This window comes from Streptomyces doebereineriae (assembly GCF_031845645.1).
GTDB lineage: Bacteria > Actinomycetota > Actinomycetes > Streptomycetales > Streptomycetaceae > Streptomyces > Streptomyces canus.
Genome location: NZ_JAVREZ010000001.1, coordinates 239,114 through 261,083, shown reverse-complemented (window position 1 = coordinate 261,083; position 21,970 = coordinate 239,114). Strand labels below are relative to the sequence as shown.

Genomic DNA, 21,970 nt, shown 5'->3' with positions numbered 1-21,970 from the left:
CATGACAAAACATGGACAAAGTAACCCGCGGCAGCAGGGGGTGCAGGGTGGAGTTCGGCCAAGTGGCGCGTGTCCGGATCACGCCCTCGGGGTCAGCGGGCGTGCGGGCTGCGATGTGCCGGCTGGCCCGGAGCCGGGCGGTCCCGCGGTGGTGGGACGGGGCGCACGACCGGGCCGTCGCCGTTGACGGTCAGGGCGGCGCCGTGGTGGCGGATCGTCAAAGGAGCGCCCGCCATCAGGGTGTACGTCGCTTTGTCCGGGCCGATCTCCACCCGCAGACAGCGCCCGAGGAGCTGAAGGTTGAAGGCGAGGCGGCTGAACCGCTCGGGCAGCCGGGGCGCGAAGCGGAGGGAGTCGCGGTCACGGCGCAGACCGCCGAATCCGGCGACGAGGGCCGTCCAGGTGCCGGCGAGGGAGGCGATGTGGAGTCCGTCGCGGGTGTTGTTCTCCAGGTCGGCGAGATCCATCAGCGCCGCCTCCGCCGTGTAGGCGTACGCGAGGGACAGGTGTCCGGCGCGGGCGGCGACGACCGCCTGGACGCAGGCCGACAGCGAGGAGTCCCGTACGGTCAGGGGCTCGTAGTAGGCGAAGTTGCGGGCGATCTGCTCCTCGTCGTGGAACTCCTCGAACCAGCCGCTGCACAGGTACATCGCCAGCACCAGGTCCGCCTGCTTGACGACCTGTTTGCGGTAGATGTCGAAGTAGGGGAAGTGCAACATCAGCGGGTACTGGTCGGCGCGGGTGCCGTCGAAGTCCCACTGCTGGTACCGGGTGAAGCCCGCGTGCTGCTCGTGCACACCCAGTTCGTCGTTGTAGGGGATGTGCACGGCCTCGGCCGCGTCCCGCCAGGCGGCGCTCTCCTCGTCGTCCACGCCGAGTGCGGCGGCCTGTTCCGGATGGCGGGCGCAGGCGTCGGCGGCCGCGAGGAGGTTCGCGCGGGCCATGAGGTTGGTGTACGTGTTGTCGTCGGCGATCGCGCTGTACTCGTCGGGGCCCGTGACGCCGTCGATGTGGAAGACGCCGTGGTGGTCGTGGTGACCGAGCGAGCGCCACAGCCGGGCCGTCTCCACGAGGAGTTCGACGCCGGTGTCGCGTTCGAAGTCCGTGTCCCCGGTGGCCTCGGTGTAGCGCACCACGGCGTCCGCGACGGCGGCGTTGACGTGGAAGGCGGCGGTACCGGCGGGCCAGTAGGCCGATCCCTCCGAGCCCTCGATGGTCCGCCAGGGGAACGCGGCGCCGTTCAGGCCGAGCTGGGCGGCGCGGTCGCGGGCGGCCGGCAGGGTGTGCTGCCGCCAGCGCAGGGCCTCGGAGACGGCGCCGGGCTCGGTGTAGGTGAGCAGGGGCAGGACGAAGGTCTCGGTGTCCCAGAAGGCGTGGCCGTCGTAGCCGGACCCGGTCAGTCCCTTGGCGGGAATGGCCCGTTGCTCCGCGCGGGCGCCTGCCTGGAGCACATGGAAGAGGGCGAAGCGGACGGCCTGCTGGATCTCCTCGTCGCCGTCGACCTCGACGTCGGCGCGGGCCCAGAAGTCGTCGAGGTAGCCGCGCTGTTCGTCCAGGAGTCCGTCCCAGCCGCTGTGGGCCGCGGCCGCCAGGGCCGCGTCGACCTGGTCGCTCATCGCGGGCCGGGAGCGGGCCCCGGACCAGCCGTGGGCGACGAGCTTCTCCAGCCGCAGCCGCTGTCCCGGCTCCAGGACGGAGGTGACGGTCAGCCGGGCCAGGTCCACCGTCTCCTCGCTGTTCGTGGTGGTGCGTTCGGGTCCTTCGACGACGTGGTCGGCGGCCACGGCGACCCTCAGCCCGCTGTGCCGGGTGCGGTGCACCAGCCGCAGACGGGTGCCGTCGGCGAAGCCCTCCTCGTGTTCCAGCGGCGATTTCAGGGCCTTGGCGGCGCGCGGGTCGCCGTTCGCCCCGGGCAGGCTCTCGTTGGTGACGAGCTCGGACTGGATCACCACGCGGGTGCGGCTGTCGACGGGCTCCACCTCGTAGGCCACGGCGGCGACCGCCCGCTGGGTGAGCGAGACGAGCCGGGTCGAACGCACCCGTATCCGCGATCCCGCCGGTGAGATCCACTCGCAGGACCGCTCGAGGACGCCCCGGCGCAGGTCGAGGGTGCGTTCGTGGGCGACGAGACGGCCGTAGCGCAGGTCGAAGGGCTCGTCGTCGACGAGGAGCCGCACGATCTTGCCGTTGGTGACGTCGATGACGGTCTGGCCGGACTCCGGATAGCCGTATCCGGCCTCGGCGTACGGCAGCGGATGCAGTTCGTGGACGCCGTTGAGGTAGGAGCCGGGCAGGCCGTGCGGTTCGCCCTCGTCGAGGTTGCCACGCCAGCCGACATGGCCGTTGGACAGGGCGAACACGGACTCGCTCTGCGCCAGGACGTCGAGGTTGAGGGAGGTCTCGCGGACGGCCCAGGGCTCGACGCTGTAGGAGCGGTGGGTGATCACGCGGGGCCTCCCAGTTCGGCGAGGCCCTTCACGACGACGTCGGCGCCGTGCTCGTAGAGGGCGTCGGTCTGTCCCACGCGGTCCAGGCCGACGACGTATCCGAAGCCGCCCGCGCGGCCCGCGTCCATGCCGGCGAGGGCATCCTCGAAGACGGCGGACCGGGGTGCGTCCAGGCCCAGGTCCTGGGCGGCGGCGAGGAAGGTGTCGGGGTGCGGCTTGCCGGGCAGGTGCCGCTCGGCCGCGACCACGCCGTCGATACGTACGTCGAAGAGGTCCTCGGCGTCGATCGCGCGCAGCACGTCACGGCAGTTGGCGCTGGAGGAGACGATCGCGGTGCGCAGACCTTGTGCGCGGGCCGCCCGGATGTAGGTCAGGGTGTCGTCGTAGGCCTCGACTCCGTCGGTGCGGATCTTCTCCAGGACGAGGGCGTTCTTGCGGTTGCCGAGGCCTTGGACCGTCTCCGCGCCCGGCGGATCGTCCGGATTCCCGTCCGGCAGTTCGATGCCGCGGGAGGCGAGGAAGGTACGCACGCCGTCCGCCCGCGGCAGACCGTCGACGTACTCGTCGTAGTCGTGGTCGTCGAAGGGCCGGAAGTCCTCGCCCTCGCGTTCACGCAGGAACGCGTCGAACATCTCCTTCCAGGCAGCCGCGTGCACGACGGCCGTCCTGGTGACGACCCCGTCGAGGTCGAACAGGCAGGCCTTGATCTCTTCTGGCAGACCGAGCTCCGTCATACAGAACCCGGTTCCCTGCGAGGCGCTGCGCCAACAGGCGGATTCAGTCGTGCGGGAAGGAGTGGTGCTCGTGGGCCACCAGCCAGCGACCGCGCTCCTTGCGCAGACCGAAGGTGAGCCTGAGCCGGAATCCGGGATGTTCGGCGAGTTCCTCCGGAGTGGCGCAGCGCACCAGGGCGTGGGCGTAGGCCACGTCGGAGCCGGCGGTGATGTCGAGGGACTCGATGTCGAAGCAGGCCCCCTGTGCCTGCCACGCGAAAAAGGGCGGCCAGGCCGCACGGTAGGCGGCGAGGCCCCGAATGCCGTGGTGGGGCGGTGGCACGTCGAACATCACGAGGTCCTGGGCGTGGTCGGCGATCACGCCGGCGAGGTCGCCGCGGTGGACGGCCGCGGCCCACCCGGTGATCAGGGCGCGGATCTGCGCCTCGTCGTCGGAGGCGTCGGAGGCGTAGAGGTCGTCGAAGTCCTGGGGCACGGCTGGGCCTCCTTTCTCACCTTCCGCCCTCCAGGGTGCCTGGCCGACCTGTGGTCGACGAATGACACACTCGGCATGTGCCGCTGACCTTCGACGACCTCCTGACCCGCGCCCGTTCCCTCGCCGGACCCGAGGGGCGGGCCATCCTGGGTATCGCCGGTCCCCCCGGCTCGGGCAAGACGACCCTCGCCGAGCATCTGGTGCGGGCGCTGAACGGCTCCGGGGAGCCCTGGGTGGCGCACGTCCCCATGGACGGCTTCCACCTCGCCGACGTGGAGCTGGACCGGCTCGGTCTGCGTGACCGCAAGGGCGCGCCCGAGACCTTCGACGCGGGCGGGTACGCGGCCCTGCTGCGGCGGTTGCGTGAGGAGACAGGCGGCGAGGTGGTGTACGCGCCGGGTTTCGAGCGGGTGCTGGAGCAGCCGATCGCCGGGGCGATCCCGGTGCCTCCGACGGCCCGTCTGATCGTGACCGAGGGGAACTACCTGTTGCTCGGCACCGGTGCCTGGACGCGGGTCCGGCCTGCTCTGGACGAGGTGTGGTTCTGCGCGCTGGACGAGGACGAGCGGCTGCGCCGGCTGGTCGCCCGGCACGAGGAGTTCGGCAAGACCCACGAGGAGGCGTCGGCGTGGGTGCTGCGCTCGGACCAGCGCAACGCGGAGCTGGTGGCGGCGACCCGGGACCGGGCCGACCTGGTGGTGCCGGTGGCGACGCTGCCGCGCGTCGACACCCGGGCGTAGGCCTTTCAGCAGGCGGACAGCGTCAGTTCCGGCTCACCGTGAGCGTCGCCCGCCCGGTCGCCGATGCGTGCGGTGAACGCTTCGGTGTGCACCGTGAGGCCGGCGCCCTCGCGCTCGAAGGTGGCCGCGAAGGTGCCCCCGGGTCCGTAGCGCACGGCGAAGGCGTGCAGGTCGTCCGGGGCGTCCGGGACGGGGCCGGCCTCCAGCGCGGTGGAGCTGACCAGGTGGCGCCAGCCCTCGTCGGGGTTGCCGTACCCGCGGGGGTCGGCGGCCAGCGCGAACGCCGCCTGCTCCTGGGTCGTCTCCGAGCGGGCGTCGAAGTGGTCCACGCCCTGCGCCTCGGGGTGCGTCAGCCGCAGGGTGCCCGCGGACATCACGTGCCCCTGGGCCGCACGGCGCCGCCCTGATCCACCTGCCGTTGCTGCCGACGCCCGACCTGCCGGACGGCTCCTACCCCTTTTCCCTGGATCGAGGAGGTCGAGGACTCCCAGTCCAATCTCGAAGACCAAGGTGACGTGGAAGTCTTCGATGAGGGAGAGGAAGACGGGGACGTCTACGTCTTCGTCGTCACCGGAGCCGGCGAAGGGGATCTGCTGGCGTTGGCGTCCCGCGTGGCCACGCTGCCTGGGGTCCCTGCGGGAAGCGTTGCGGTCGTCAGTAACGACGGGGCCGAGGAGTTCGGTCTGGGACGACGGGTGGTGCGTCCACTGTCTGCGCCCTGAAGACCAGTGCTGCGCCTCCGCCCTCTGCCCAGGGCAACCGTGAGGCGCTCCGCCCGCTGCTGCGGGCCCTGCCCGAACGCGAACGGCGGATCCTCTGCATGCGGTTCTTCTGCTACACGCGGTTCATCTGCGCGATGACGCAGAACCGCATCGGCCTGCAGCTCAGTCTCTGGCAGATGCAGGTCTCCCGGCTGATCGCCGCACCTGTGCGCGCCTACGCGACCCGGTGATGGCGGAGGCTTGCGGTTAGGCTCCAGGGACGCGCGGGGGCCGTAGCCCGTGGTCGGCGGTGCCCCGCGAGCCCCGAGACGCGAGAGGCGCGCCGCGATGAGCGAGCAGGACAGCCGGGTCATGCATCACCCCGCAGTGGTTGCGCACCGCAACAGCCGTGCCGGGGATGTCCAGTTGCGGATCGCCGACGCCATCACCAAGTTCGCCGGTTCGATGCCGTTCGTCTACCTCCACGCCGTCGCGTTCGCGGTCTGGATGCTTTCGGTCGAGAGCAGCCCCTGGCCCACGTTGACGCTCGTCGTGTCGCTGGAGGCGATCTTCCTCTCCACGTTCGTCATGATCGGTCAGAACCGGCAGGCGGCCTTCCAGCAGATCAAGGCCGACCACGATTTCGTCGAGCAGGAGTTGGAGCTCAGGACCAACACCGAGCTGACGCGAGCGATCCACCTCATGACCACGGAGCTGCACCGCCGTCTGATCGAGGACGGGCAGAGCAGTAACGGGGCCCCACCGGGGAGCGGGTCAGGCTCCTAGACCGGCGAGGGGTTCGGAGTCGTCGATGAAGGCGCGGGCCACGTCGGCCAGGCGACGGTTGTGGGAGCGGGCGTAGCCGCGCAGCGCGGTGAACGCCCGCTCCATGTCGATGCCCTGGCGTTCGGCGAGCTTCCCCTTGGCCTGTTCGATCAGTACCCGGCTGTTCAGGGCGGCCTGCAACTGTTCGTTCAGCACGGTGCTGCGCTCGGTGGTGCGTTGTTGCAGCAGGCTGATGGTGGCGACGTCGGCCAGCGCCTGGGCGACGAGGGTGGCGGGCGGGTCGAAGGGGCCGGGCGCGGCCCGGAAGAGGTTCAGGGCGCCCACGGTCTCCTCCCGCAGGCGCATGGGCAGGGCCTGGACGGCGCCGAATCCCCCGCGGTGAGCAGCCGTGACGAAGCGCGGCCAGCGGTCGATCTCCCGGGTCAGGTCGGGGACGATCACCGGTGCGCCGGTGCGGAAACACGTGAGGCAGGGGCCCTCGTCGTTCTGGAGCTGGAAGAGCTCCAGCACACGCACCTGTTCGTCGGAGGCGGCCATGACGCGGAGTTTGCCGTCCCGGTCGGCGAGCAGCACCCCGGCGGCGCTCGCGTCGAGCATGCCGACGCAGCGGTCGGTCAGCAGGCGCAGGAAGTCGATGAGGTCGAAGTCGGCGACCAGGTTGTCGGCCAGCTCGACGAAAGTCTTGGACAGGAGCTGTTCATCCATCGTGGGCACCCTCGATTGAGACTAGTCCCGGCCCGAAGGGGCGGGAAGTACGGCGCGTTCCTCGATCGGCACCAATGCGTCAGGGGTCCTCCCCGGCCTGGTCCGGCTCCGCGTCCGGCTCCGCGTCCGGCGGGAAACGCAGGCGACGGGCCACCACGTCCGCGGCCACGTCGCCCAATCGGCGTCCCTGCGCGTAGGCGTGGGAGCGGAGCCGGACGAAGGCTTCTTCGATGCCGACACCGAGCTGGACCGTGATCATCCCGCTGGCCTGGTCGATCTCCGCCCGGTACGCACCCAGGTCCTCGACGGGGCCATCACGCGGTCCGCCCGTCTCGTCGATTCGCGCATCGAGCAGCACCAGCGTCGCGAGATCGGCGAACGCCAGCGCGTCCGCCAGTTCCTCCGCGTTCAACCGGACCGGAACGCGGGCGTACAGGTCCAGGACTCCCGGGCTGATCGCCCCCATCTGCAGAGGGAGCGCGAACACCGCGCGGGCCCCGGCTTCCAGGGCCGCCTCGGCAAACACCATCCAGCGGTCCTGCAGGTCACAGGTGAGCAGATCGGGTGCCAGCACGGCCGAGCCGTGCAGGAAGGCGTCCACGCAGGGCCCCTCGCCCAGCGTGAGCTGGAGCTCTTCCAGTTGCTCGCTGACGCTGTCGGTGCTGCACAGCGGATGGCTCGGCGCGGTCCTGGACATCGCCGACACACCGGCCCCGACGACCGGCAGCGCGGCCACGGCCGCAGTGCACACATCCACCACACCGACTCGGGCACCGCGTCGTGCCGCCTGCTCCGCCACCAGCATCCGAATCCGCGCCGACCGGTTCTCAGGGCCCACCCGGACCACCGCCTGCCGGCATCGTGACAAGGCCCTCCAGACTCGCCGCGGTATGTTCCCCGGCGGGAAACACCAGCGCGCGGAACGTGGCGGCGCCCAGTGGCCTGCGAAGCTCTCCGACGTCCAGCCACCCCCAGGAGCGGAGCGCGGCGAGAGCAGCGTGATCGGCCCCGTCCACCAAGGTGGCACCGAGCGAGGCCTGGTGGTCGGTCAGCAGCCGCTCCTGCACGCGACGGGCCAGGCGCCGGTCCTGTGGGTGGGGGCGGATCAGGATGTCGCTGAACGCGAAGGCCCTGCCGGACACCGTGAGTTGCCCGACGCTGCGCGGCATTACTCCGTCAAAGCCGAGCCACCACGAGCCGTCGCCCCGCACCGGGAATCCGAAGGCGCATCCCATCAGGCCGTCCGACTCGGCGATCACCATGGCGAATCCCGGCCGGCCCATGTCCGCGGTGACACGGTTCAGGAAGTCCTGGCGGCCGGGACGGCGGTACGCGTCACCTGGCGCCGTTGCACGGGAGTCCACGTACAGATCCGCCAGATCCTCACGCATGCCGTCCACCATCCGACGGTCCAACTGACGCAACCGCACCGGAGTTTCGGCGCAGCGCTCGCCGTCCCCCGGCTTCCGTGACAGTCCCCGCCTGGGCCCGGCCGTCATCGGACATCACCCGAGAGGACAGGCGCAAGGGGGGCAGACCGGTGCGGCGGGGCGGGAAGGGGCGCGACCGGGGTGCCGCTGCCAGAAGGTGGCAGGGGGACGAACTGAGAACCGGGGAACAGGAACCCGCAATCGGCGAGGCGGACGATACGCGCGAGTATCGGCGGCGGGTGGTGCAGTCGCAGGGTCCCACCCGCAGCTCTGGTCTGCTGCGCAGCGTGGAGCAACGCGTTGAGTCCGCTGCAGTCGCAGAAGGTAACGAGGGTGAGGTCGACGTCGATGGTGCGGATGCCGTCGCGCAGGCACCACTCCAGGGACGCACGCACCAGGGGCGCCGATTCCAGGTCGATCTCACCGACCAGGGTGATCAGCGTCCGTGTCCTTCGGTCATGGCGGTAGACAGTGAGCTGCGGCAGGGGCATGACGCCTCGGTTCAGAAGACCATCCGGCAGCGGGCCCGGTGGCGCCGGAGTTCCGGCCACCTGCGGGCGCTCCCGGCAGGGCGTACGTTCGGCGGAGGCAGAGCAAGGCCGGTCCGACAGCCCGCACAGCAGGCCAGAGGACCACCCGGTTCCCTCCAGGGATGCGCCGGGTGACGGACCACGAGCCCGCTCCCCGCGCCATCTGTGTCGCGCAACGACAAGCCGCCGGGGTCTGGGACGTCTGTACGGCAGCATAGTCCCCGGCGCGGTCCGATGGGGGCGGTAACCCGCCTGTTCCCGGCGCCCGGACCGTGGCCGCGATGTGACGCCGTACTCGGGCATGTCCGACGCGTAGCGCGGTACCGGGCCAGAGACGCGAAACGCGGCGGCCGACGGCCGCCGGGCACGTCAGTCCGTGCACCACCCGAGGAGGTGGCTTCGCATGACGGAACCGAACGGTTCGACCCTGCCCAAACCTGAGCCGGGAGAACCCCGCACCAACCTGGGCACGACACGGCACGCCGCACGCCCCCGGCTCCAGGAACCACCGGAGACCCGCGGCCGTACGACCATCGCCGACGGGGTGGTGGAGAAGATCGCCGGCATCGCCGCACGGGAGGTCCCGGGAATCCACGCGCTGGGCGGCGGGTTCGTCCGCACCATGGGCGCGATGCGCGACCGGGTCCCGGGCGGGCATACGAGCGCGGGGCGTGGCGTCGAGGTCGAGGTCGGCGAGAAGCAGACTGCCATCGACCTCCAGGTCGTCGTCGAATACGGGGTGAGCATCACCGACCTCGCCGCGGAGGTCCGTGACAACGTGATCGCGGCGGTGGAACGGATGACGGGTCTGGAAGTCGTCGAGGTGAACATCGCGGTCAACGACGTGCACCTGCCGGACGAGGACACGCAGGAGGTCCGCGAGGCCCGGCTGCAGTAGTGCCTTGGCCGGGCGACACGGGCGCGACGCGGCTGCCCGGGGCGGTCTCCGGACACTGGGGACCGTGTCACGGACCGTCAGTGCCGCGCAGAGGCTCCGGTGCATGGGCATCGAGGGGGCCCACGGGCGGCCGTCCCGCCTCGATGCCCTGCGCGTGGCCGCGCGTCGGCGAAGCGGTCAGGTCCGGTTGACCCGGCCGGCCACCGCGTGACCGATCAGCAGGTAGACGGCAGCGGGCAGGCCGTAGTTGACCACGGTGCGCCAGTTGTCCGACTGGATGGTGAACAGGTTGTGCGACCAGCCCGAGAGCTGGCGGTGTTGGCGTCGAACAGGTAGAGGGCGATCCACAGGATCAGAATCACGATGTCCACGATGTCGGAGATGACCGTCTCCGCGGGGCTTCCGCCGTTGCTGCTGGACATCTCCAACGACTAGCCCTGCCAGCGGAGTCCGAACGGGCTCGGGTGGCCTCGGCCCGAGGCCGACGGCGACCATGAGTCACGGCCCCGCCGGTGTCTGTGTTCGAAGCGGACGGCAGCCATCGACGATGTCGGGCTCGGCGAACACGGCACCCCTTGCCTCCGAGGGAGGTCAGCGGCGCGCCAGTTGCCGTTCGCCTGCCGCGCCGGACTGGTAGGGCAGTCCGTAGTGCTTGAACACCGCTTCCTCCTGCTCGGCGGGCAACACGTCGTCGGTGCCGATCGAAGGGGCCTGCTTCACCAGCGTTCTGACATAACCGACCCTGACATAGTCCGGCCCGACGATCGCGTTCTCAATGGGGACGAAGACCAGACGGTGCCGGGTGGGCAGTCCGGTCCGTACCGTGGCCATGGCAGGCTCGTCGGTGGTGGTGTCCACATAGATCGCCTCCAGGACACCGATCTTGTGCGACTCGGCGTCGACGACATCGCGGTTGCGCCATTCCCGGACGTCAGCTGCGTGAATCATGACCTCTCCCTACCTGGACGACTTGCCTGGTTGTTGTGAGTCGCGCCCCTGGTCCTCCACGTGAAATCGCCGCACCGTACGACGTAGCGCCCGCTGCATCCGCTCCGGAAGCGGCTTGCCCTCCCAGGCGGCCACCAGGGCCGCGGCCACCACCGGGAGTTTGGTGTCGCACTGCCGCGAGATGTCGACCAGCAGGTTCCTGGCAGCTCCGCGGCTGCAGGGTGTCAGAACCATCACCATGCCGCGAGCCTGGTCGATGACCGCACGCCCGGCCAGCGCCCGCCGCAGCTGATCGTTCTCGGCGCGCAGTACGACGAGATGCTGCCCCGCCGATGCGTTCCCCCACGTGGCCTCGGCCCGCAGGTTCCACCAGTCCTCTTGGAGGACGGTTGTGCGTTGCATGGCCTGTACCTCTTCTCGCGTTCTCGCGTTCGGCCTCTCAGGTCTGGAAGGGAGCGGCCCCGGATCGTGGCTGTCTGCCCACCGCACGGGTCACCTGTGGTGTTCATGTTCCCGACGCTCCTCGCGCCGTCGGCGCGCCCGATTCTGGCGGGTGTAACGGCGGTCCCAGCGGTCCTGACGATCCCGGCGCTCCCGGTAGTCCTGGTAGTCCCGGGGGCCTCGATAGTCCCCAAGATCGGAACCGCCGCCACGGCTCCGGCCTCCACCATTACCGCGGCCGTGCCGGGTGGCACCGTAGGCCAGCACCGCCGCGGCCACCCACCAGATGGGATGGAGGAAGCCGAAGCCGAACAGAACGGCGAAGAGCATGAGAAGCAGGACGAACACGGTGGGCCTCCCCGAGAGCGGGACACGGCATCGATACCGGGGACTGGGGCCTCACCCCACAGCTTAGTCCTGCCCAGCGGCTTCGGATATGGCGCGACGTGAGTGCGTCCTGCCCGGCACGGATGGCTACTTGACACCTGTCGGGAAACTGCCAGGAGGGCTGGCGTGCGACGTGCCGCCCCGGCCCCCGGCAGCGTCGCACCGCCAACGCGCTCCCCAGAGGGCGCACCCCGCGCATCGGTGCCGGACCCGCCGCGTCACGAGCAAGGCCGTTCCCGCACGCGCCTCGTCACGAGATCCCGGCGAAGCCCGATGCGCCTCACGCGGGCAACGACCTGCCGCCCGCCGCGTCGTGGGAAGACCACATCCTGCCGCCGCCGCGCCGACCGAGCCGGCCGAATCCCCCGCCGAGGCTCCACTCTCCCCGGCGCAGCTCCCAGAACTCGCCCATGTCGACACCACGTTGACAGGGGAGGTTGCCGGGCGTTGACTGGCAACACGGCGTAGGGCCATGCCGCTCCGGAACATCGGGGCACGGCATTCCACCTCCCCGCTTCGCCCGGACCCCGCGGAATCAAGGAAATTCCCGCGATCTGGAGGCCCCGGCGATGATCTGGATTCTTCTCCTTCTGCTGATCCTGGTGGTCTTCGGGTTCGGCTTCACGATGCAGATCCTGTGGTGGGTCGCCGCTGTTCTACTGGTCGTCTGGATCGCCGGCTTCGCGATGAGCGGGCGCGGCCGTGGCCGCCGCCGGTAGTCCGTTCCGGAGTTCGGCGCTGCCCGCAGGAACCCACTCACCAGACAAGCAGGAGGCCGGCCATGAGTGTCGGACAGACCATCAAGCACAAGACACAGGCGTTCAAGGGCAGGGTCACCGAACGCATCGGCCGGACCACCCGCACCAGGCGACTGCGGCGCGAAGGCAGGACCGACCAGGTCTCGGGAAACTTGAAGCAGTCCGGCGACGAGGCCAAGGACGCCTTCAAGCCCTGACCACCGGCGCCCCGGGTGGTGCCCACGTCTTGCGGACACCACCCGGCATGCCCGAACGCCCGATCAGCCGACAGGAATCGACGCCAATGAAGCAGACCAGCGTGCGAACCGAGAGCCGGTAAAGCCAATCATGATCATCACCGTGATCATCGCCGTGGCCTTCATCGGCCTGGCCATCCTCCTCTACCCCGGACGTGGACGAACCCAGGACCGTGGCGGGCAGGGGCTGAAGCGCCGATTCGGCCCCGAGTACGCCCGCGTAGTCGCCGACCACGACGGCGACACCAGGGCCGCCGAACAGGAACTCGGCAAGCGTGTGAAGGAGCACGGCCTCCTCACACAGCAGCCGCTGACGCCCGCGGCCCGCGAGCGCTACATGACGCGATGGGCCGCCGTCCAGGAGCAGTTCGTCGAATCACCGCAGCAGGGCGTCATCGAAGCGGACGCGCTGCTGGCCCGCCTGGCAAAGGACCGCGGCTTCCCCGGCGGTGAGCAGTTCGAGGACCAGATCGCCGCCCTCTCCGTCCACCACGCCCACTACGTCCAGGGCTACCGCAGCATGCACACGGCGGCCCACGAGCCGAGCGGTACCGAGGACATGCGGGAGATGATGGTCGATGCCCGAAGCCTCTTCGAAGCACTGGTCACCGAGCAGCCGGTCAGCCCGTCCCGACCATCCGCCCCGACGGCCGAGGCAAAGCGCCATGGCCAATGAACCCGACGCCACGCGAAGCGAGGCAGCACCTGATGTCCCACGAGGCCGCATCGGAAATCCGGTCGACCGAGGGCCAGAAGACGCAGTTCGCCATTAACTCGCTTCCAGCAGGCAGCGCCTTCGCCTACAAGGTGGCTTCCACGTCGCGGGTGACCGGCCACGAAGCTGTGTGGTGGTTCAACACCACCTACAGCGACGTACGTGAGTTCGCCGGACCGATCTCCCAGCGTTCCGGTGTCCCGGTGACCAGCCTCACCGACCCGCCCTGCACGGGGCCAGCCCGCAGACCGCGGAGCGGGCGAGGGATGTAACACGCGGGTTCTTGACCGCAGTGGCCGCACCTGCCGGAGACGGTACGGATGCGGTGCTGTTGGTGGTGTCGGAGCTGGTCACCAATGCGGTGCGGCATGCCGGCGGAGTGACCCAGCTCCGCCTGGTGGCCGGTCCGGGAACGGTGACGGTGACAGTGGAAGACGCCAGTTCAACCGCCCCCACGCTGCGACGGAGCAGCGTAGGCGAGCCGGGCGGGTTCGGCTGGCAACTGGTGCGGGAGCTGTCCGAAGACGTGGAGGTCAGCACCCGGCCGGGTGGGAAGACCGTGTCCGCACTGCTGGCGCTGTCCCACTGACACCGCCGGCCGGCTGGAGCCGCATCGCCGGCAACGCGGCTCCAGCCTCCGCCCTCCGGCAGCGAGTCACTCCCGCTGGGCCGACGCCGGAGGGATCCCTCGCGCGGACCCGGCCCGAGGAAAGCGTCGGGCGTTGACCCTGAAACCGGCGAGGTTCAGGTCAGACCGCTTCGGTGAAGTTGCCTGCTCGTGCCGGTCGGTGATGCGTCGCCCTCGACGCCCAGGGGAATGTCGGCGTGGCCGCGGGTGCAGGCGGACGGCACGATCGGGCCTGTTTGCGCCGCCGTGCGTTCACGGGCGGCGCCGTATCCCAATGGGCGAGCCTGCCGGACCGGTGGCGGGGGCAGGTGCAGGTGCAGGCGCAGGCGATGGGATTCCTCCAAGCCGGCGAACACGTCACGGAACGATGGACCACCCGTCTGTGGGGCCTGCGGCTTCCCGCGAAGCAGGAGCGGGGCGAGGGTGGCGATACTGCTGCGGCAGTGCGACAACAACACGCTGATCGTCGGCCGGCAGCGCATCGTAGTGCCCAACGCCTACGTCGTGGACGTGTTCCCGGCCATCCACCAGCAGCTGCTGGCCAGCAATCCGCCGGTGGCGCCCGCCCTCGCCAACGAGGTGCGCCGTCACGCTGCCGAGCAGGGCTATATCTTCGTCGGCCCGGTCGCCGTCGACCTGCACCCCGCACTCAGTGACATGACCGTCGGCTTCCGCATCCACAGCCGCGTCAGCCCGGCCGGAGGATGTCCGTCCGCGTGAAATCCGGACCGATCTGGGGCGATGCGCGCAGCTGTGCGCTGCCTCCTGAGGGCTCTGCCGTCGCCGCCCCACCATCGGCACTCAAAACCATGCATCACCACCCACACATGAAAATCTATCTTTGTCAGAGTAGACATTGGTCAGTGATGTGGTTATGGTTTCTCTCGTAGCCCAGACAGACGGAAGGGCCCGGCAGACATGAACTGCCGGGCAGCAGTACCGCAGTTGCAGTTTGCAGGACGGTGCGGTGGTGGTTTCGAAGCCAGGGTTGATGCAGGACGGCGACGGGACTGACGGCCGGACCGGGTGGCCCGCAGTGATCAGGGGCCGCCGCGAGCAGTGTGGCGCTGTGACAGGTCACTGAGCAGGTCGCATCACAGCAGTACGCAGTAGAGCAGTACCAGCAGTGAGGGAAGAACGGAGGAATTGAACGCCATCAGGATCGCCCAGACGGCTTGTGAAGTCTGGGTACCGCAGGACATCGACAGTGAGGTGGTCTCCGGTCAAGCAACCGCGATCCCAGCATCCCCGGCAGCATCTCGGTCGGGTATGTGGAGGCAGAAGGCCGGCGCAGTAGTAGGGCCGGCAGATGGTGTAGCAGTTCCTTCGGGCCCTGGCGCCGTACGGCGCCAGGGCCCCTCCATGCGTTCCACAGAGAGGTGCAATGACCGCAGACGATTCATATGACCGTCTCGAAGACGACAACTACCCCGCCTACACCATGGGCCGGGCCGCCGAGATGCTCGGCACCACGCAGAACTTCCTCCGCGCCATCGGCGAAGCCCGCCTCATCACCCCGCTCCGCTCCGCGGGCGGACACCGCCGCTACTCCCGCTACCAGCTGCGAATCGCCGCCCGCGCCCGCGAACTCGTCGACCACGGCACCCCCATCGAGGCCGCCTGCCGCATCATCATCCTCGAAGACCAGCTCGAAGAAGCCCAACGCATCAACGCCGAACACCGCCGCACCGCATCCCTGCACACAGCCGACACCTGACCCGTGGTCCACAGCGATGTGCCCGGCCGCAATACCCCCTCGATTCCAGAACATGAGCGCATGATCGCCGAAGAACCTCAGCCGCTGACACACGGACGACAGTCGCAGCCCGGCACTGGCACCACGCCCAAGACCCTGGGCACCCCGGCACTCGACGCTCCTGCCGACGCAACCGGCCGGCAGACAGCCAGCGCACTGGAAGACGGGGTACAGCGCGCGGCGGCTGCGCTGAAGCCGCGGATGCGAGGCTGGCTGCACGCCGGCGTGTTCCCCCTGGCGCTGGTCGGCGGCATCGTACTGATCGCCGTTTCGCGCTCGGCTGCAGCAGTGGCGGCCTGCTCGGTGTACGCAGCGTCGGCCTGCCTGCTGTTCGGTACCAGCGCGGTCTACCATCGCGGAACCTGGGGCCCGCGCGGCGAGGCGGTCCTGCGGCGGCTGGACCACGCGAACATCTTCCTGATCATCGCAGGCACCTACACCCCGCTGGCGGTACTGCTGCTGCCCACGGGACAGCAGCGGGTGCTCCTGGCGGCTGTGTGGGCGGGCGCCCTGGCCGGCATCGCCTTCCGCATCCTGTGGATCGGGGCTCCCCGGTGGCTGTACACCCCGTGCTACATCGCGCTGGGCTGGGTGGCCGTCTTCTACCTGCCCGACTTCGCGCGCACCGGCAACACAGCGGTCGTCGTACTCGTCATCGCCGGCGGTCTGCTCTACACCGCAGGAGCCATCGTCTACGCCCTCAAGCGCCCCGACCCCTCACCGGCCTGGTTCGGCTTCCACGAGGTCTTCCACGCCCTGACCATCGCCGCCTTCACCGCGCACTACACCGCCATCCTTCTGGCAGCCACCTGAGTACCTAGGAGACCCACGAACGCCACGGCCGCGCCCAGGCAGCACGCCTGCGGGCCGCACTGACAGCCGGCAGCGACACCCCCCGAGCCGCCCGGATCCTCGCCGAACTCCAGGAACACAGCCCCGAGTTCGTCCGCATGTGGGAACTTCAGGAAGTCGCCCGCTACGGCGACTGCAAGACCATCCTCCATCCCGAACTCGCATCGACGTCGACGCCCAGCTCCTGTACACCGAGAACCGCGCCCAGACCCTGGTGGTGCTGACCACTCGCCCCGGCACGGAGAGCCACAGCAAACTCGAACTGCTCTCCGTCATCGGACACCAACAGCTCACCCCCTGACGTCCTGGACCGGGGCGGGCTCGGCGCGGAAGGGGCCGGACAAGGGCACCCTGGAATGGTGCAGCCGGCACGCCTTTTGCCCTGCGCTCTACGGCCAAACATGTCGGCCCCCTGTGGTGTCCCGGGCTCCGCGCTCAGCGCGGGAGGGCGCATGAGCGCCGGTGAGGTGCGGGGAAGCAAGCTGCGAGCGGACGTTCAGCGCAACCGCGCGGCCCTTCTGGAGACCGCGCAGCGTCACTCGCTGCAGCGCTGCTGGCGGCTGTTCTGCAGACGCGCTCCGAGGAGCTGGTGGCCCGCCAGGCGGACATCGATCAGGTGACGCCGATGTCGTCCAGACAGTCGGGGTGTTCGAGGTTGCCCTCGGGCGTCAGCCGGGCGAGGGCCTGCTCGACGACATCGGCGAGGACGGTGTCGTACGCCTCCGGGGTGTCCGGGAGGTCGTGCAGCGGGCCGCGCTGGTGAAGCAGGTGCACGAGAGGGTCAGTCCTTCTTGGCGGAGGTGTCACACGTCAGGTGTGGGCCGGCGGGCGTGCAGGGCGACGGTCAGGGTTTGCGGGCCCTGTCCCCCGAGGTAGACACGGTTCCCGGTCGTCGCGTCGGTGCCGCCCACCACGGTGTAGTCCTGACCCGGGTCGTAGCGCAGTACGTCGCTCCGGTCCGGCCCGGCGAGTGGTTCGCCCGCCTCGACGCCGGCCTCGACGCGGATCTCGTCGTCGCCGACCCGGTAGGTCATCGGCCCGGTCGTCAGACACCAGCGTCCGTCGCCGATCGGTACGGCGCCCTCCACCACGCCGCCCGGCCGGAAGGTCAGTTCGAGGGCCCAGGGCACCCGTGGTCCGCTGATGTCGATCCGCAGGTCGGCACCGTCCTCCCGCAGGTCCACCTCTACGCGGGTCGTGTGCGAGACCTCGTCCCGAGGCCGGTCCGGGAAGGCCATCGCGGCCGAGAAGCGGCCCTCGTCCGTCATCCGGTAGACGCCGCCGCCCCGTCGCCGGTCCGGCGGGAGCGGCTGGTAGTAGGCGGCCGTGAGGGTTTCGGTGAGCCGATAGCGGTTGTCGGCGAGCTGTTCCATGCCGGCGGCACGGAACGGGCCCAGGTCGAAGAACCCCCGCGAGAGCCGGACCGCGTCGAGGACGGCGTCGCCGGCGAACAGGCGCAGGAAGGTGGGGTTGCAGGCGAGGCCCGAGCGGATACGCCGGTGCTCGGGCACGTCGGAGCCGCCGTACACCACCGTGTGCGCGGTGGCCGAGGCGCGGGCGGCGAGGCGTGCGGTGGTGAGGTACCGGTCGCGCGGAAGGGCCTCCGCAGTCGGGGCCGGCAGGGCACGGCACAGGTCCGGGGTGAGGAGGGTCTCGGCGAGCAGGTCGGGGTCATCGATTCCGCCGGCGGCCGCCAGCCGCGCCACCCGGGCGAAGTCGCCCCGGCCGGTGCGGATCGCCAGCAGCCGGTAGTGCGGCAGGTAGGGCGCCAGCGGGAACGGGCGGTTCTGGTCCTGCCGTCGCGAGTGGACGGTCTCCACCGTGCCGTCCGGCCCGAGCAGGTCCAGGGTCGTGGCGAGATTGCGTTCGACGGCGTACAGCAGGTCGGCGCGGCCGAGCACTTCGGCCAGCAGCAGCAGCGACGGGTTGGACACATGGGCCGCGTAGTTGGCGCTCCGTTCCGAGTACAGGCCCTCCGCGTCGATGTCGACGCCCTCGGCGAGCCACTCCTCGATGCGGTCGAGCAGCCGGTCGTCTGGGAACGACCGGTGCAGCCGGGCCAGCGCCGCGCACAGCTCCCAGCGGTGGTTCGGGGTGTGCACCCCACCGGTCAGGAGACTGCCGGTGGCGGCGCCGGCGATCTCGGCGAGCGCGGCCGTGACCTCACTCAGTTCCGGCCCCGCGCCGGCCGCGAGGACGTGCGCGTCGCACACGTCGTTGACGGTGAAGGCGGAGTCGGGCGGTGACTGCACGTTGTCGCCGCCGGCGAAGAGGCCGGTGGGTGTCTGCGTGGCCCGCAAGGCGCGGAGGTGGGTCATCGCGGCGGCGACGGCCTGCCCGCTGCCGTGCAGTGCCGAGTCCGGGGAACGGTATGCCGCGACCAGGGTCTTCACCCGCCGCGCCAGACCACGGTGCGGCACACCGGCGGGTTCCTCGTCGGGGCCGGCCGCCAGCGGGGCGGCCGACCGGTCGGCGGCGCGGGCCACCGCGCGGACGAACTCGTGGTCGAGCGGGGTGGGCAAGGTCAGTCCTTCAGTCCGGCGTTGATGTCGGCGCTCATGACGTAGCGCTGGAAGACCAGGAAGACGAGGATCAGCGGGATCATGGAGATGACCGATCCGCCGAGCAGCACCGACCAGTTGATGTTCTGGGCCCCGACGAGGCTCTGGATGCCGATCTGCACGGTGAACTTGTCGGGGTCGTTGAGCATCAGCAGCGGCCAGATGTAGTCGTTCCACCGCCACTGGAACGACAGGATGGCGAGCGTCAGCATGATGGGCCGGGAGATCGGCACCATGATCCTCAGGAAGATCGACAGCTCACGCGCCCCGTCGATGCGGGCGGCCTCGATGAGCTCGTCGGGCACCGTCAGGAAGAACTGGCGGAACATGAAGCATCCGGTCGCCGTGAGCACGGCCGGGAGGATGATGCCGCCGAAGGAGTTGTAGAGGCCGAGGTCGCGGACCACCAGGAACTCCGGGGCGAGCATGACCTCGGACGGCAGCATCGTGGTGGCCAGGATGCAGAGGAAGAAGACCTTGAGCCACTTGTTGTCGTACTTGGCCAGCGCGTACCCGGTGCAGCAGCTGGCTCCCACCGTGAGGATCGTCGTGATCACGCACACGAGGGCCGTGTTGATGAAGTACTGGGAGAAATTGGCGCTGTCCCACGCTGCCTTGTAACCCGACAGGGTGGGGTCGTGCGGAAGCACCGTCAGCGGAAGGGAGAACAGGTCGCCGGCCGGTTTGAAGGAGCTGAGGACGAACCACAGCACCGGCAGCCCGTAGAGGCCCGCCAGGATCCACAGCAGTGTCGTCGCGGGCACCGCGCGCCGAAGCCCGCCGCTGCCCCCGTTGCGGGGCCGCTTCCTGGAAAGGGCCCGTGCGGAATCGGCTTTGACCGGACGCGGCGTGTCGGTGGTTGTCATCGGTTCTCCATCCGCCGGTTGACGATCAGCTGGATGATCGCGACGGCCATCAGGATGAGCATGAGCACGAACGACGCGGCGCTCGCGTAGCCGATCTGGCCCGTTTTGAAGCCGGTTTGGTAGATGTACTGGACGAGCAGGTTGTTGGACGTTCCCGGTCCGCCGTTGTTGAGGGCCAAGAAGAGCGGGTATTCCTTCATCGCGTTGATCGTGTTGAGCAGGATGACGATGAACGAGGTGGGCGCGATGCTCGGCAGCGTGATGCTGACGAACTGGCGCCAGGGGCCCGCGCCATCCAGCGAGGCCGCCTCGTAGTACGAGGTGGGCACGTTCTTGATCGCCGCGATGAACAGCAGCATCGAGAAGGCCGTTCCCCACCAGGCGCCCGCCATCACCACCACGCCCAGCGACAGGTCCGCGTTCGACTGCCACGCGATCGCGTTCCCGCCGAGCTTCTCGATGACGTAGTTGATCAGTCCGAAGTTCTCACCGAACAGCCACCGCCACAGGACACCCACGACGATGGGCGAGATGAGCCACGGGATGAAGAAGACGACACGGGCGATCGACGCGCCCTTGGCCTGCTTGCTCACCACCAGGTTCGCGATGAGCAGCGAGAGCGCGAAGTTCAGCGGGACGACGAGCACGGCGTACAGCAGCGTCCGGCCCAGCGCGTCGTAGAAGATGGAGTCGCCGAACAGGTTCTTGTAGTTGTCCAGTCCGACGAACTGGAACGCCCCTACGCCCGTGTAGTTCGTGAAGGAGTAGACGAGCCCGATCACCGCCGGCCAGACGAAGAACAGTGAGAAGAGCACGACATTGGCCGTGATCAGGACGAGCGGCGCAAGTGTGTACTTACTGCGTCTCCTGGGCGGGCTCACGGACACGTCCGAGGCGCGTTTTGTCATCTTCCTGACTCCGTGCTGGTGGAATGGGTTGCTGTGGGCTCAGCCATGAGCCCGGCGTCACGCGGGGCCTGAGGCCGGGCGGCGGTGTCTTGATCCCGCCGCCCGGGCCTGCCGGCCTGCGCTCAGCCGCCGACCTGCTGGTTGTAGCCGTCCACGATGTTCTGCAGGGCCTTGTCGGCCGACTGCTGGCCGTTGATCGCCTTGCCGAGCTCCGTCTTGGTCGGGTCCTCGGTGAGGCTCTTGCCCTTCAGCACCCAGTTCGTCTGCGCGCTGTTGAAGTAGCCGGAGATCGGGGCGTAGAGCGGGATCTCCTCGTTGTACAGCTTGAACGCCGCCTGCGCCGCCTCGGACTTGAAGGGGTACTTCGGGCTCAGACCGCTCTCGACCGGCAGGAACCCGGACGCCTCGCACAGCGCCTGGTAGTGGGCCGGCTCGTACAGCCAGGACAGGAACTTCGTCGCGGCGGTGGCCGCGTCGCCGTTGTTGTTGAAGCCCACCGTCATGCCGCCGCTGTTGACGTCGCTGGCCTGCACCGGCTGGGCGGGGGTCGGAACGCTCGCCCACTCGAACTTCGTGATGCTGTCCGCGAAGGCGGGAACCTGCCACACGCCGGACCAGTAGGCGACGACGTCACCGCTCTGGAACATGGCCGCCGGGTCGGCGCCGCTGGTCCACACCGACTTCGGCATGGTCTTGTCGTCGTTCCATCCGACGAAGGTGTTCACGGCCTTCTTGGTCGCCGCGTCCACCGAGAACTTGCCGGAGGAGTCCGCGTGGACGTACTTCCCGCCCATCTCGTACACCATGGCGCGCAGCCGGGACGGCGACTGGTCGAAGGTCAGGGAGTACTTGGCGCCGGTCTTCTCGCGGACCTTGTTCGCCGCGGCGATGAAGTCGGTCCAGGTCCAGGTCTTGGACGGCGAGGCCGGGAAGGAGACGCCCGCCTTCTCGAACAGCGACTTGTTGATGAACAGACCGGACGCCGTGACGTCCGAGGGGATGGACAGCACCTTCCCGGACGAGTCCTTCGCGAGGAAGTTGGGGTTGATGTTGTTGCTCTTCTTGTTGGCGATGGAGCTCAGATCGACCAGCTTGCTCGACCAGATCGGGTCCAGCGCCGGCACGGCCGCCACGTCGGGCAGGGAGTTCGCCTGCGCGGCGTTGTGCAGCTTCGTCGTGTAGCCGTCGTAGGGAATGTTGACGAGCTTGACGTTGACGCCGGTTTCCTTCTTGTACTGCGCCACCATCTTCTTCCAGCCCGCGTCCTGCCCCGGAACCGTGGAGATCCAGAACGTCAGGGACTTGGAGGTGCCACCCGAGTCGGAACCCCCGCCGCAGGCGGAGAGCAGCATGACACCGGCCGTGGCTACGGCAGCGATAGGAGCCAGACGGCGCATGCCGCCGCGGCCGAGTCGGCGGGAGCGCCGCGCACCTACAGTGGTCATCTTCGATCCCTTTTTCGTCGTAG

Annotated in this window: 30 protein-coding genes and 2 pseudogenes; 14 read left to right on the top strand and 18 right to left on the bottom strand. The window is 69.4% G+C overall.

Annotated elements, in window-relative coordinates; translation table 11 throughout:
* Window positions 1–92 precede the first annotated feature (92 nt).
* The 3 genes from RNB18_RS01270 to RNB18_RS01260 are packed head-to-tail and all read right to left on the bottom strand — an operon-like array spanning window position 93 to window position 3,656.
* Entirely contained in the window at window positions 93–2,447 is a 2,355-nt protein-coding gene (locus tag RNB18_RS01270) for a glycoside hydrolase family 65 protein (protein WP_311712250.1), read from the bottom strand.
* Window positions 2,444–3,181: a beta-phosphoglucomutase family hydrolase gene (locus tag RNB18_RS01265; protein ID WP_311712249.1), complete on the bottom strand. Its 738-nt coding sequence runs from the start codon at window positions 3,179–3,181 to the stop codon at window positions 2,444–2,446. Before RNB18_RS01265 ends, RNB18_RS01270 begins: the two co-directional genes overlap by 4 nt.
* A 43-nt stretch (window positions 3,182–3,224) precedes the next feature.
* On the bottom strand, window positions 3,225–3,656 hold the full coding sequence (locus RNB18_RS01260; RefSeq protein WP_311712248.1) for a YybH family protein: 432 nt from the start codon (window positions 3,654–3,656) through the stop codon (window positions 3,225–3,227).
* 77 nt (window positions 3,657–3,733) lie between these two features.
* On the opposite strand from RNB18_RS01260, the gene RNB18_RS01255 reads away from it, so the two are divergent.
* Window positions 3,734–4,396 carry a nucleoside/nucleotide kinase family protein gene (locus tag RNB18_RS01255; protein ID WP_311712247.1) on the top strand — a complete coding sequence of 221 codons (663 nt, stop codon included), beginning with the start codon at window positions 3,734–3,736 and terminating at the stop codon, window positions 4,394–4,396.
* A 5-nt stretch (window positions 4,397–4,401) separates the two neighbouring features.
* On the opposite strand, the pseudogene RNB18_RS01250 reads toward RNB18_RS01255, so the two are convergent.
* Window positions 4,402–4,806 (bottom strand): annotated as a pseudogene (locus tag RNB18_RS01250) (hypothetical protein); the annotation flags it as partial.
* 105 nt (window positions 4,807–4,911) lie between these two features.
* On the opposite strand from RNB18_RS01250, the gene RNB18_RS01245 reads away from it, so the two are divergent.
* From RNB18_RS01245 to RNB18_RS01235, 3 genes are all read left to right on the top strand, one after another.
* The gene (locus RNB18_RS01245; RefSeq protein WP_311712246.1) at window positions 4,912–5,118 is read left to right on the top strand and encodes a hypothetical protein; all 207 of its coding nucleotides are present in this window, start codon (window positions 4,912–4,914) and stop codon (window positions 5,116–5,118) included.
* A gap of 98 nt (window positions 5,119–5,216) precedes the next feature.
* Window positions 5,217–5,348, top strand: a complete 132-nt coding sequence (locus RNB18_RS53585) for a hypothetical protein (RefSeq protein WP_394817566.1) — start codon at window positions 5,217–5,219, stop codon at window positions 5,346–5,348.
* Between the two features lie 97 nt (window positions 5,349–5,445).
* Complete coding sequence (locus RNB18_RS01235; RefSeq protein WP_311712245.1) at window positions 5,446–5,883, top strand: DUF1003 domain-containing protein; 438 nt, start codon at window positions 5,446–5,448, stop codon at window positions 5,881–5,883.
* Here RNB18_RS01235 and RNB18_RS01230 read toward each other — a convergent pair.
* The 4 genes from RNB18_RS01230 to RNB18_RS01215 all read right to left on the bottom strand — a co-directional run bounded on the left by RNB18_RS01230 (window position 5,872) and on the right by RNB18_RS01215 (window position 8,509).
* The gene (locus tag RNB18_RS01230) at window positions 5,872–6,588 is read right to left on the bottom strand and encodes a GAF and ANTAR domain-containing protein (RefSeq protein ID WP_311712244.1); all 717 of its coding nucleotides are present in this window, start codon (window positions 6,586–6,588) and stop codon (window positions 5,872–5,874) included. The two genes, RNB18_RS01235 and RNB18_RS01230, sit on opposite strands and share 12 nt — an antisense overlap.
* A gap of 79 nt (window positions 6,589–6,667) precedes the next feature.
* Window positions 6,668–7,324 carry an ANTAR domain-containing protein gene (locus RNB18_RS01225; RefSeq protein WP_311712243.1) on the bottom strand — a complete coding sequence of 219 codons (657 nt, stop codon included), beginning with the start codon at window positions 7,322–7,324 and terminating at the stop codon, window positions 6,668–6,670.
* A 91-nt stretch (window positions 7,325–7,415) separates the two neighbouring features.
* The gene (locus tag RNB18_RS01220; protein ID WP_311712242.1) at window positions 7,416–7,979 is read right to left on the bottom strand and encodes a hypothetical protein; all 564 of its coding nucleotides are present in this window, start codon (window positions 7,977–7,979) and stop codon (window positions 7,416–7,418) included.
* Window positions 7,980–8,083: 104 nt separating this feature from the next.
* Window positions 8,084–8,509 carry an STAS domain-containing protein gene (locus tag RNB18_RS01215; RefSeq protein ID WP_311712241.1) on the bottom strand — a complete coding sequence of 142 codons (426 nt, stop codon included), beginning with the start codon at window positions 8,507–8,509 and terminating at the stop codon, window positions 8,084–8,086.
* Window positions 8,510–8,951: 442 nt separating this feature from the next.
* Here RNB18_RS01215 and RNB18_RS01210 point away from each other — a divergent pair, with 442 nt between their 5' ends.
* Window positions 8,952–9,446 (top strand): Asp23/Gls24 family envelope stress response protein, encoded by a 495-nt coding sequence (locus tag RNB18_RS01210; RefSeq protein ID WP_311712240.1) that lies wholly within the window; start codon window positions 8,952–8,954, stop codon window positions 9,444–9,446.
* Window positions 9,447–9,623: 177 nt separating this feature from the next.
* Here the strand turns inward: RNB18_RS01210 and RNB18_RS01205 are convergent, their stop codons facing one another.
* From RNB18_RS01205 to RNB18_RS01185, 5 genes are all read right to left on the bottom strand, one after another.
* A complete protein-coding gene (locus RNB18_RS01205) occupies window positions 9,624–9,794 on the bottom strand; it encodes a hypothetical protein (RefSeq protein ID WP_394817565.1) in 171 nt (56 codons plus the stop codon).
* 243 nt (window positions 9,795–10,037) lie between these two features.
* Window positions 10,038–10,394 (bottom strand): PRC-barrel domain-containing protein, encoded by a 357-nt coding sequence (locus tag RNB18_RS01200; RefSeq protein WP_311712239.1) that lies wholly within the window; start codon window positions 10,392–10,394, stop codon window positions 10,038–10,040.
* Window positions 10,395–10,403: 9 nt separating this feature from the next.
* Window positions 10,404–10,796, bottom strand: a complete 393-nt coding sequence (locus RNB18_RS01195; RefSeq protein ID WP_311712238.1) for an ANTAR domain-containing protein — start codon at window positions 10,794–10,796, stop codon at window positions 10,404–10,406.
* Window positions 10,797–10,886: 90 nt separating this feature from the next.
* A complete protein-coding gene (locus RNB18_RS01190; protein WP_311712237.1) occupies window positions 10,887–11,183 on the bottom strand; it encodes a hypothetical protein in 297 nt (98 codons plus the stop codon).
* 319 nt (window positions 11,184–11,502) lie between these two features.
* Complete coding sequence (locus RNB18_RS01185; RefSeq protein WP_311712236.1) at window positions 11,503–11,634, bottom strand: hypothetical protein; 132 nt, start codon at window positions 11,632–11,634, stop codon at window positions 11,503–11,505.
* A gap of 157 nt (window positions 11,635–11,791) precedes the next feature.
* On the opposite strand from RNB18_RS01185, the gene RNB18_RS01180 reads away from it, so the two are divergent.
* The 9 genes and pseudogenes from RNB18_RS01180 (at window position 11,792) to RNB18_RS53575 (ending at window position 16,468) form a co-directional block, all read left to right on the top strand.
* The gene (locus RNB18_RS01180) at window positions 11,792–11,941 is read left to right on the top strand and encodes a hypothetical protein (RefSeq protein WP_057613049.1); all 150 of its coding nucleotides are present in this window, start codon (window positions 11,792–11,794) and stop codon (window positions 11,939–11,941) included.
* A gap of 62 nt (window positions 11,942–12,003) precedes the next feature.
* The gene (locus RNB18_RS01175) at window positions 12,004–12,177 is read left to right on the top strand and encodes a CsbD family protein (protein ID WP_311712235.1); all 174 of its coding nucleotides are present in this window, start codon (window positions 12,004–12,006) and stop codon (window positions 12,175–12,177) included.
* 130 nt (window positions 12,178–12,307) lie between these two features.
* A complete protein-coding gene (locus RNB18_RS01170) occupies window positions 12,308–12,892 on the top strand; it encodes a hypothetical protein (protein WP_311712234.1) in 585 nt (194 codons plus the stop codon).
* Window positions 12,893–13,157: 265 nt separating this feature from the next.
* A complete protein-coding gene (locus RNB18_RS01165; protein ID WP_311712987.1) occupies window positions 13,158–13,520 on the top strand; it encodes an ATP-binding protein in 363 nt (120 codons plus the stop codon).
* Window positions 13,521–13,982: 462 nt separating this feature from the next.
* Window positions 13,983–14,279, top strand: a complete 297-nt coding sequence (locus RNB18_RS01160) for an FhaA domain-containing protein (protein WP_311712233.1) — start codon at window positions 13,983–13,985, stop codon at window positions 14,277–14,279.
* A 664-nt stretch (window positions 14,280–14,943) separates the two neighbouring features.
* The gene (locus RNB18_RS01155) at window positions 14,944–15,276 is read left to right on the top strand and encodes a helix-turn-helix domain-containing protein (protein WP_311712232.1); all 333 of its coding nucleotides are present in this window, start codon (window positions 14,944–14,946) and stop codon (window positions 15,274–15,276) included.
* 60 nt (window positions 15,277–15,336) lie between these two features.
* On the top strand, window positions 15,337–16,128 hold the full coding sequence (gene trhA, locus RNB18_RS01150; protein ID WP_311712231.1) for a PAQR family membrane homeostasis protein TrhA: 792 nt from the start codon (window positions 15,337–15,339) through the stop codon (window positions 16,126–16,128).
* Window positions 16,129–16,175: 47 nt separating this feature from the next.
* Window positions 16,176–16,268 (top strand): annotated as a pseudogene (locus RNB18_RS53580) (transcriptional regulator); the annotation flags it as partial.
* Window positions 16,268–16,468: a hypothetical protein gene (locus tag RNB18_RS53575; RefSeq protein ID WP_394817564.1), complete on the top strand. Its 201-nt coding sequence runs from the start codon at window positions 16,268–16,270 to the stop codon at window positions 16,466–16,468. The pseudogene RNB18_RS53580 and the gene RNB18_RS53575, both read left to right, overlap by 1 nt.
* A gap of 311 nt (window positions 16,469–16,779) precedes the next feature.
* Here the strand turns inward: RNB18_RS53575 and RNB18_RS01140 are convergent, their stop codons facing one another.
* The 5 genes from RNB18_RS01140 to RNB18_RS01120 all read right to left on the bottom strand — a co-directional run bounded on the left by RNB18_RS01140 (window position 16,780) and on the right by RNB18_RS01120 (window position 21,947).
* Complete coding sequence (locus RNB18_RS01140) at window positions 16,780–16,941, bottom strand: hypothetical protein (RefSeq protein WP_311713034.1); 162 nt, start codon at window positions 16,939–16,941, stop codon at window positions 16,780–16,782.
* 29 nt (window positions 16,942–16,970) lie between these two features.
* The gene (locus RNB18_RS01135; protein ID WP_311712230.1) at window positions 16,971–18,689 is read right to left on the bottom strand and encodes a hypothetical protein; all 1,719 of its coding nucleotides are present in this window, start codon (window positions 18,687–18,689) and stop codon (window positions 16,971–16,973) included.
* A gap of 2 nt (window positions 18,690–18,691) precedes the next feature.
* Complete coding sequence (locus RNB18_RS01130; protein WP_311712229.1) at window positions 18,692–19,594, bottom strand: carbohydrate ABC transporter permease; 903 nt, start codon at window positions 19,592–19,594, stop codon at window positions 18,692–18,694.
* Window positions 19,591–20,502: a carbohydrate ABC transporter permease gene (locus RNB18_RS01125; protein WP_311712228.1), complete on the bottom strand. Its 912-nt coding sequence runs from the start codon at window positions 20,500–20,502 to the stop codon at window positions 19,591–19,593. Before RNB18_RS01125 ends, RNB18_RS01130 begins: the two co-directional genes overlap by 4 nt.
* Before the next feature lie 122 nt (window positions 20,503–20,624).
* Window positions 20,625–21,947 (bottom strand): extracellular solute-binding protein, encoded by a 1,323-nt coding sequence (locus RNB18_RS01120; protein ID WP_311712227.1) that lies wholly within the window; start codon window positions 21,945–21,947, stop codon window positions 20,625–20,627.
* Window positions 21,948–21,970 lie beyond the last annotated feature (23 nt).

Coding starts and splice junctions, on each gene's coding strand:
- RNB18_RS01235 (WP_311712245.1), top strand. CDS start 5,446: ATGAGCGAGCAGGACAGCCGGGTCATGCATCACCCCGCAGTGGTTGCG.
- RNB18_RS01125 (WP_311712228.1), bottom strand. CDS start 20,502: ATGACAAAACGCGCCTCGGACGTGTCCGTGAGCCCGCCCAGGAGACGC.
- RNB18_RS01200 (WP_311712239.1), bottom strand. CDS start 10,394: ATGATTCACGCAGCTGACGTCCGGGAATGGCGCAACCGCGATGTCGTC.
- RNB18_RS01195 (WP_311712238.1), bottom strand. CDS start 10,796: ATGCAACGCACAACCGTCCTCCAAGAGGACTGGTGGAACCTGCGGGCC.
- RNB18_RS01265 (WP_311712249.1), bottom strand. CDS start 3,181: ATGACGGAGCTCGGTCTGCCAGAAGAGATCAAGGCCTGCCTGTTCGAC.
- RNB18_RS01180 (WP_057613049.1), top strand. CDS start 11,792: ATGATCTGGATTCTTCTCCTTCTGCTGATCCTGGTGGTCTTCGGGTTC.
- RNB18_RS01155 (WP_311712232.1), top strand. CDS start 14,944: ATGACCGCAGACGATTCATATGACCGTCTCGAAGACGACAACTACCCC.
- RNB18_RS01215 (WP_311712241.1), bottom strand. CDS start 8,509: ATGCCCCTGCCGCAGCTCACTGTCTACCGCCATGACCGAAGGACACGG.
- RNB18_RS01130 (WP_311712229.1), bottom strand. CDS start 19,594: ATGACAACCACCGACACGCCGCGTCCGGTCAAAGCCGATTCCGCACGG.
- trhA (WP_311712231.1), top strand. CDS start 15,337: ATGATCGCCGAAGAACCTCAGCCGCTGACACACGGACGACAGTCGCAG.
- RNB18_RS01210 (WP_311712240.1), top strand. CDS start 8,952: ATGACGGAACCGAACGGTTCGACCCTGCCCAAACCTGAGCCGGGAGAA.
- RNB18_RS01185 (WP_311712236.1), bottom strand. CDS start 11,634: ATGGGCGAGTTCTGGGAGCTGCGCCGGGGAGAGTGGAGCCTCGGCGGG.
- RNB18_RS01120 (WP_311712227.1), bottom strand. CDS start 21,947: ATGACCACTGTAGGTGCGCGGCGCTCCCGCCGACTCGGCCGCGGCGGC.
- RNB18_RS53585 (WP_394817566.1), top strand. CDS start 5,217: ATGCGGTTCTTCTGCTACACGCGGTTCATCTGCGCGATGACGCAGAAC.
- RNB18_RS01175 (WP_311712235.1), top strand. CDS start 12,004: ATGAGTGTCGGACAGACCATCAAGCACAAGACACAGGCGTTCAAGGGC.
- RNB18_RS01220 (WP_311712242.1), bottom strand. CDS start 7,979: ATGCGTGAGGATCTGGCGGATCTGTACGTGGACTCCCGTGCAACGGCG.
- RNB18_RS01170 (WP_311712234.1), top strand. CDS start 12,308: ATGATCATCACCGTGATCATCGCCGTGGCCTTCATCGGCCTGGCCATC.
- RNB18_RS01230 (WP_311712244.1), bottom strand. CDS start 6,588: ATGGATGAACAGCTCCTGTCCAAGACTTTCGTCGAGCTGGCCGACAAC.